1 protein-coding gene is annotated in these 281 nt (G+C 38.8%); it reads right to left on the reverse strand.

What is annotated here, in order from left to right:
• On the reverse strand, positions 1-281 hold a 281-nt coding region (locus tag C1G53_RS01870), incomplete at both ends, for a tyrosine-type recombinase/integrase (protein ID WP_153046639.1).

Raw genomic sequence — 281 nt, forward strand, 5'->3', positions numbered from 1 at the left:
AATCATTCCCAGCGGTCTTTAATATCCAGTAAACTGTACGGCGGTCAAGCGGTTTGTTTACACCGTTACGGCTTTGAAAAAGATAATGATGGAGCGGTTTGCCTTCTACATACTTCCTTAACTCATTCTTTAGGGTTCGGGTCATTTTAATAGTTTTCTGTTTACCAGTTTTTTGTTCCCGTACTCTGATGTGCCAGCCTTGGACGTCCTTAACTCTTAATTTTAAAATATCGCCAATTCTAAACCCTGTGTTTATTCCCACAAGAAATAGTATATAGTTC

The organism is Streptococcus suis (genome assembly GCF_002960445.1).
Lineage (GTDB): Bacteria > Bacillota > Bacilli > Lactobacillales > Streptococcaceae > Streptococcus > Streptococcus hyiners.